General features: G+C 67.6%; 5 protein-coding genes. 4 read left to right on the forward strand and 1 reads right to left on the reverse strand.

All coding sequences use genetic code 11. The features are described from left to right. Both SE92_RS15550 and SE92_RS15555 read left to right on the forward strand, forming a co-directional pair. On the forward strand, nt 1-1,647 hold a 1,647-nt coding region (locus tag SE92_RS15550; protein WP_063196553.1), incomplete at its 5' end, for a hypothetical protein. Nucleotides 1,648-1,657: 10 nt separating this feature from the next. Further along, on the forward strand, nt 1,658-3,271 hold the full coding sequence (locus SE92_RS15555; RefSeq protein ID WP_063196554.1) for a PEP/pyruvate-binding domain-containing protein: 1,614 nt from the start codon (nt 1,658-1,660) through the stop codon (nt 3,269-3,271). Here the strand turns inward: SE92_RS15555 and SE92_RS15560 are convergent. After that, complete coding sequence (locus SE92_RS15560) at nt 3,265-4,104, reverse strand: RMD1 family protein (protein WP_063196555.1); 840 nt, start codon at nt 4,102-4,104, stop codon at nt 3,265-3,267. The genes SE92_RS15555 and SE92_RS15560 overlap by 7 nt on opposite strands. A 325-nt stretch (nt 4,105-4,429) precedes the next feature. Between SE92_RS15560 and SE92_RS15565 the strand changes: the two genes are divergently transcribed. Both SE92_RS15565 and SE92_RS15570 read left to right on the forward strand, forming a co-directional pair. Further along, complete coding sequence (locus SE92_RS15565; RefSeq protein WP_063196556.1) at nt 4,430-5,005, forward strand: glycosyltransferase family protein; 576 nt, start codon at nt 4,430-4,432, stop codon at nt 5,003-5,005. 59 nt (nt 5,006-5,064) lie between these two features. Continuing rightward, entirely contained in the window at nt 5,065-6,024 is a 960-nt protein-coding gene (locus tag SE92_RS15570; RefSeq protein ID WP_063196557.1) for a bifunctional helix-turn-helix transcriptional regulator/GNAT family N-acetyltransferase, read from the forward strand. The last annotated feature ends 158 nt before the right edge of the window (nt 6,025-6,182 follow it).

The raw sequence follows: 6,182 nt of genomic DNA on the forward strand, positions 1-6,182 counted from the left end.
ATTCAGGACGACGCGGCGACCATGATCCGCGCCGTCGGTGCCGGCGCGGCCGGCGAAGGCGAGAAGGCGCGGGCGCGGCTCGACGCGATCCGCGCCGCCGGCCTGCTCGAGGCCACCTGCGAGATCGAGATGTCTCGCATCGCGCGTCTGACCGGCGTCGCCGACACCGCCGGCGACAGCCTGCACCGTCTCGTCATGGACCTGCACAAGCAGCTCAACAGGCTTGCCGCAAGCTGCTCGGAAGAAGTGCTCGACGGCGCCCATGTCTTCGGTCTGCACAGCGAGGACCGGCCGGCCGTCGCTGCCTTCATGAAGGGGCTGAACGCAACGCGAGGTCTCAAGTTCAATCATCCCGGCCTCGACACCATGGCCACACGGGCCGGCGGCCGCCTCCTGATCCAGAACGACATCGGCACCACGGACGCACACGTCGTGGTGGTCGCGATCAGGAAGAATGCGGTCACCGTCACCTACACCGACGTGCATCTGGCGCGGGCGAAATTCTTCATGTCACTGTTCGACAAGTTCGACGCGACATGGAGCGGGCTTGACCGACACACCGCAGCTGGCCTCGGCGAAGACAATTCCTTCTATCTCGTCACCGGACAATATCAGGCGGACCACGCCGCCGATCGCAACGAATTCCTCGCGGCGCTCGGTGCCGCACTGGTCTTTCTGATCGACTGGAACAAGGCGCGCAAACTGCTCAGGACCTGGGTCGCCAAGGACGATGCGGCCCGCATCCTGGAATGGGCGGCACGTCAACAGATCGGCCATCGCGGCTTCCTCGAGCTCGGCGGCAACGATCTGCTGGGGTCTGCGGTCAGGAACGCCGCTCCCTCGCGGATCGGCTTCGGCGAGCGGCTCGATCAGGCGCTGGGCCGCGGCGCCGCGATCGACTTCCTCAAGGCTTCGCTCCGTGCCTCCACCGAAGCGCTGCTCGCCGGCCGCTCGGTGAGAACGGTGCGCGACCAGATCGAAGCCGACCTGATGCGGCATCTGGATCGCGTCGACGGCGCCCTGCTTGCCGCCGTGCTGCGCCAGATCGGCCTCGCCCACGATCTCGTCGCCGCGATCACGCGCCATGTCGCCGCGCTGCGGGCCGGCCAGCCCGCCGATGGCAAGCTGCTGGTGCAACGCTGCGGCGCGATCGAGCAGAAGGCCGATCGCATCGCGCTCGAGGGCCGCAACGAGGTCGACCGCCTCAATGCCCGTCCGCTGATCGGCCAGTTGATCGACCGTGCCGAGGAGGCCGTCGACGAGCTGGAGCAGGCCGCATTCATCGCCTCGCTGATGCCCGAACGGACCGATCCCGCTCTGCTGGCGTCGCTGGCAGAACTTTGCACGGTGGCGGCGACCGCGACCGAAGTGGCGGCCAGCGGCGTCGCCGCGGCGATCGACGTGCCGGAGGGACGGCGGGCCGATTCCGAGGACGCGCTCTCCGCCGTCAGCCGCCTGATCGACGCCGAGCACGCCGGCGACGCGTGCGAGCGTGCGACGACTGCGCTCGTTTTCCGCAGCGGCTTCGACGTCGCGACATCGCTGTCGGTGATCGAGCTTGCCCGCGCCATCGAACGCGCGACCGACCGCCTGGCGGCGTTCGGCCATCTGCTCCGCCGTCACATCATGATCGATCTCGCAGCCTGAGGGGACCACCATGCATATCGTGCGTATCGGCGCCGGATCCACCGAAGTGCGACCGGCCGACGAGATCGGCGCCAAGGCCGCCAACCTCGCCCGCATGGCGGCGCTGGGCCTTCCGGTGCCGCCCGCTTTCGTGCTGCCGGTCAAGCTCTGCGCCGACATCATCGCCGGCCATGCCCACGCCGCGCAGCATCTGCGCGATGGCTTGAAGGAGGGAATCGCGTTCCTGGAGAGCGCGACCGGAAGGCGCTTCGGCGACCGCAGGCAGCCGCTGCTGGTGTCGGTGCGGTCCGGCGCCGCGCGATCGATGCCGGGCATGCTCGACACCGTTCTCAACGTCGGCTGCACGTCCGATGCGGTGCACGGCCTGATCCGCGCGACCGGCCGACCCCGGCTCGCTTGGGACTGCCGCCGCCGCTTCCTGGAGAGCTTCGGCGAAACCGTGCTGGAGCTCGATCCGGCTCTATTGACCGCGCGTATCTCGGAACTTGTCGGAGCTGAAGGCGCCGGCAGCGACCGCGAGCTCGACAGCGAAGCGCTCGAGCGGCTCGCCGCCGGCGAGCAGGCGCTGGTCGAGGATCGCGCCGGTGGTTGGCTCGAGGACGCCCATGCCCAGCTCGAAGCCGCGGCCCAGGCGGTCTATCGCTCCTGGACCAGCGAACGTGCACAGACCTATCGCAGCCTCCAGCATCTCGAAGAGCTCGAAGGCACCGCCGTGACCGTGCAGACCATGGTATTCGGCAACGGCGGGCTGGCCTCGGGCGCCGGCGTCGCCTTCTCGCGCGATCCCTCGACGGGCGCTCCCCGCCCGATGATCGATCTCGTGCTCGATGCGCAGGGCGAAGACGTCGTTGCCGGGCGCCGCGCGCCGGATACCGCCGAGGCCATCGCGCGCGAGCTGCCGACCATCGAGGCCGAGCTCGGTGCGGTCCTGAAGCGGCTCGAAAGCGAGTTCGCGGACGTTCAGGACGTCGAATTCACGGTCGAGGACGGCCGGCTCTGGATCCTCCAGACCCGCACCGCCAAGCGTACGCCGCGCGCCGCGGCCCGGATCGCGATCGATCTGGTGCACGAAGGCATGATCTCGCGGGACGAGGCGCTGGCGCGGATTGCGGAGATCGACCTCGCATCGCTCGCCGAGACCAGGCTGGTGGCTCCGGGCCGGCCAGCAGCCAGCGGCATCGGCGCCTCCGGCGGCATCGGGATCGGACGCGCGGCCTTCTCGTCAGAAAGCGCACAGCGCCTCGCGGCGTCGGGCGAGCCGGTGATCCTGCTGCGCCCCGATACCAGCACCGCCGACGTCGCGGGCTTTGCGCTCGCGGCCGGCATCGTCACCTCGGTCGGCGCGCGCACTTCGCATGCGGCGCTGGTGGCGCGGCAGATGGGCAAGCCCTGCGTCGTCGGCTGCAAGCAACTGGAGATCGATCCGGCGGGAAGACGGGCGCATCTTGCCGATGCCGTGCTCAGTGAGGGCGAATGGGTCACGATCGAAGGCGATGCCGGAGAACTCTATCTCGGGCGCTGCGAGACGGTCGAGACGCGTCCCGAGGCCGAGCTCGCCGAGATCGCCGCGTGGCGGTCGGAGGCGAGCCGACAGGACCACCCACGGGCCGCGGCGGCTCAGTGAGTCCCCGACAGGATCTGGAAACACCCGATCGCGACCTCGATCACGATCAACACCACCACCGCGATCTCGAGACGGAGCGAGCGCTGGGTATCGATGATGTCGGTGAGCGCGTTGGCGGTCTCCGACACCGCGGTGAGCTTGCGCTCGAGCGTGTCGAGGCGCTCCTTCAGCTCGTATTCGTCCTCGAGACGGGAATAGAGCCGGTCGAGCTCGGGCTTCTCCCAGAGCACGTCGGGCTTCTCGGCGATCGCGACACGGCCGGCGACGCGCTGCTGCACCAGCAATGCGTTGCCGATCAGTTGCAGGATGCCCCTGCGCCGGCGCGGCGTGCGGCCGTGTTCGGCGAGTTCCCGCGCAAAGGGCTCGATCACATCGAAGACCGCGGCGACGCGGCGCTCGTCGCGCGCCAGCGACGTGCTCTTGGCGAGCGCATCCGCAACCAGCAGCAGCCGGTCGTCGGAGAATTTGGCGAGGCAGATCGGCCCGCCCGGCTGGATCGCCTCGGCGGCCTCGTCGTTGCAGAGCTGCGCTTGCGCGATCTCCTCTTCATAGGGGCTGAGCTCTCCGGTGACGCGTGATTTCAGGTTGTCGATGAGGACCTTCTCCTCCGAAGGAAGCAGGCCGATCAACACGACGACCCCATAGCGGAAGATCACGACGAGCCCGGCATGGACGCGGAAGGCGGCCGGGGTGGACGAGATCAACGTGCCGATCTCCAGACCCGAGGCATTGATGCGATCACCCAGCATCAGCGCGCGGATCCGCAAGGTCGGCGGCGTCGCCTGCTTCGGCGACGCTGACGCCGCACCGACGGCGAGTTGATCGGCGTTCATATGAGGTCTCCGCCGGCACCAAAGTCACACATTTCCCGTACGAACCTTTCTTGCAGAGCGTATCCTCCTTGCAGGAGCCAACCGCCCGCGTTCCGCGCAAACCCGCCCATGAGACCACGCGTTAACAGCTTCGGGATGCGCGTGTGCCGAAACATTTGGCAACATTGCCAGCCTGCCTACGACACATTTGGCTGCGAGAGCTGCTGCAGTTTACCATCGCACGCCGAAGCGCCGCGAGAAAGTTGCGCTCGGCAACGCCACGTGTTTATGACAACATCATAACGAGCTACGCTTCTCCCGAAGTGCAGACATTGAAGCCTCAATCATGTTGAGCGTCATCATTCCGACCGAAGGCGTCGAGCGGACGGCGGTGGCCACCCTGGCCGCGCTGGTCCCCGGCGCCGCCGCCGGACTCATCCGCGAGGTGCTCCTGGTCGACGGCACCCGCAACGGCGTCATCGAGCGCGTTGCCGACGTCGCAGGCTGCCGTTTCATCGGTTTCGAGGGATCCTCGCAGGGCGCCGCACTCGCGGCCGGCGCACTCCAGGCCCGCTCGCCGTGGCTGATGTTCCTGCCTGCGGGCGCGGTGCTGGAAACCGGCTGGATCGAGGAAACCACCCAGTTCATCCAGATCGTCGCGACCAGCGGGCGGGACCGCGCCGCGGTGTTCCGATATGCGCCCTCGCCTTACGCCGATACCCGATTGCGCGACATCCTCCGCGCCGTGGCGCGCAGGCTGATCGGCCCGCGCGGCGATCAGGGACTGCTGATCGCGCGAGAGCATTACGACCGGATCGGCGGCTACCCGCCGCAGGCCCGCCGTGCGGAGGCGCGGCTGCTCCGGCGGCTCGGCCGCTCGTCCCGGACCATGCTGCGCAGCCGGATCGTCATGACCGGCTGAGACCTGATACTTGCCAATGTCAAATAATTAATTGACAATGGCAAATATCGAGGTGTCCCATGCCGTCCAGATCTTCGCCGTCAAGCCCGGCAGCCGAACCGGTCGCCGACCATCAAATCGCAGCGGTCCGCGCCTTCAACCGCTTCTATACCCGCAAGCTCGGTGTGCTCGACCAGCACCTCGGCAAGAGCCCGTTTTCGCTCAGCGAGGCCCGGGTGCTCTATGAGCTCGCGCATCGCGACGAGCTGGCGGCAAAGGAGATCGGAATCGAGCTTGGTCTCGACCCCGGCTATCTCAGCCGCATCGTCCAGAACTTCGACGAAAAGGGGCTGATCACGCGAAAGCCCCTGCCCGCGGATCGCAGGCAATACCAGCTGAGCCTCACCGCCAAGGGCCGCCAGACCTACGCCAAGCTGAACCTGAGCTCGCAAAACGAGGTCGCCGCGATGCTGGCTCTGCTGTCAGCTGACGATAGGACGCGGCTCACGCAGGCCATGGCGACCATCGAGGCCGTGCTGGAGCCATCTCGCGTCCAGCCCGCGGCCTTCATGCTGCGCAGCCATCGGGTCGGCGACATGGGCTGGGTCATCTCCCGACAGGGCGCCGCCTACGCCGCGGACTACGGCTGGGATGTCAGCTACGAGGCACTGGTCGCCGAGATCTGCGCGCAGTTCATCAGGAACTACGACGCCGCGCGGGAGCACTGCTGGATCGCGGAAGTGGGCGGCGAGCCGGTCGGCTCGGTCTTCCTGGTCAAGGCCACCGACGAGATCACCAAGCTGCGCCTGTTGCAGGTGGAGAAGAAAGCACGCGGCCTCGGCGTTGGTCGCGCGCTGGTCGAGCAGTGCATCCAGGGCGCGCGCGAGCGCGGCTATAAGAAGATGACACTGTGGACGCAGAGTATTTTGGTGGCCGCGCGCGGCATCTACAAGAGCGCAGGCTTCGAGTTGGTGGCGACGGAGCCGCATCACAGCTTCGGGCAGGACTTGATTGGAGAGACCTGGGAGCGGGATTTGTAACGCTGTCGCAGCGGGCGGGATGCGCGTGAATGCGCCCTCGCCCCTTGCGGGAGAGGGCAACTCAACTGGCAGACACAGGCTTGCTGGGGTGAGGGGTATCTCTCCGCGCACACCGTGCCGATAGATACCCCTCATCCGGCGCTTCGCGCCACCTTCCC

This window comes from Bradyrhizobium sp. AT1 (assembly GCF_001590795.1).
Taxonomy (GTDB): Bacteria; Pseudomonadota; Alphaproteobacteria; order Rhizobiales; family Xanthobacteraceae; genus Bradyrhizobium.

What these genes read in the sequence shown, in the direction of transcription:
- SE92_RS15555 (WP_063196554.1), top strand. Translation starts at nt 1,658, where the DNA reads ATGCATATCGTGCGTATCGGCGCCGGATCCACCGAAGTGCGACCGGCC.
- SE92_RS15560 (WP_063196555.1), bottom strand. Translation starts at nt 4,104, where the DNA reads ATGAACGCCGATCAACTCGCCGTCGGTGCGGCGTCAGCGTCGCCGAAG.
- SE92_RS15565 (WP_063196556.1), top strand. Translation starts at nt 4,430, where the DNA reads ATGTTGAGCGTCATCATTCCGACCGAAGGCGTCGAGCGGACGGCGGTG.
- SE92_RS15570 (WP_063196557.1), top strand. Translation starts at nt 5,065, where the DNA reads ATGCCGTCCAGATCTTCGCCGTCAAGCCCGGCAGCCGAACCGGTCGCC.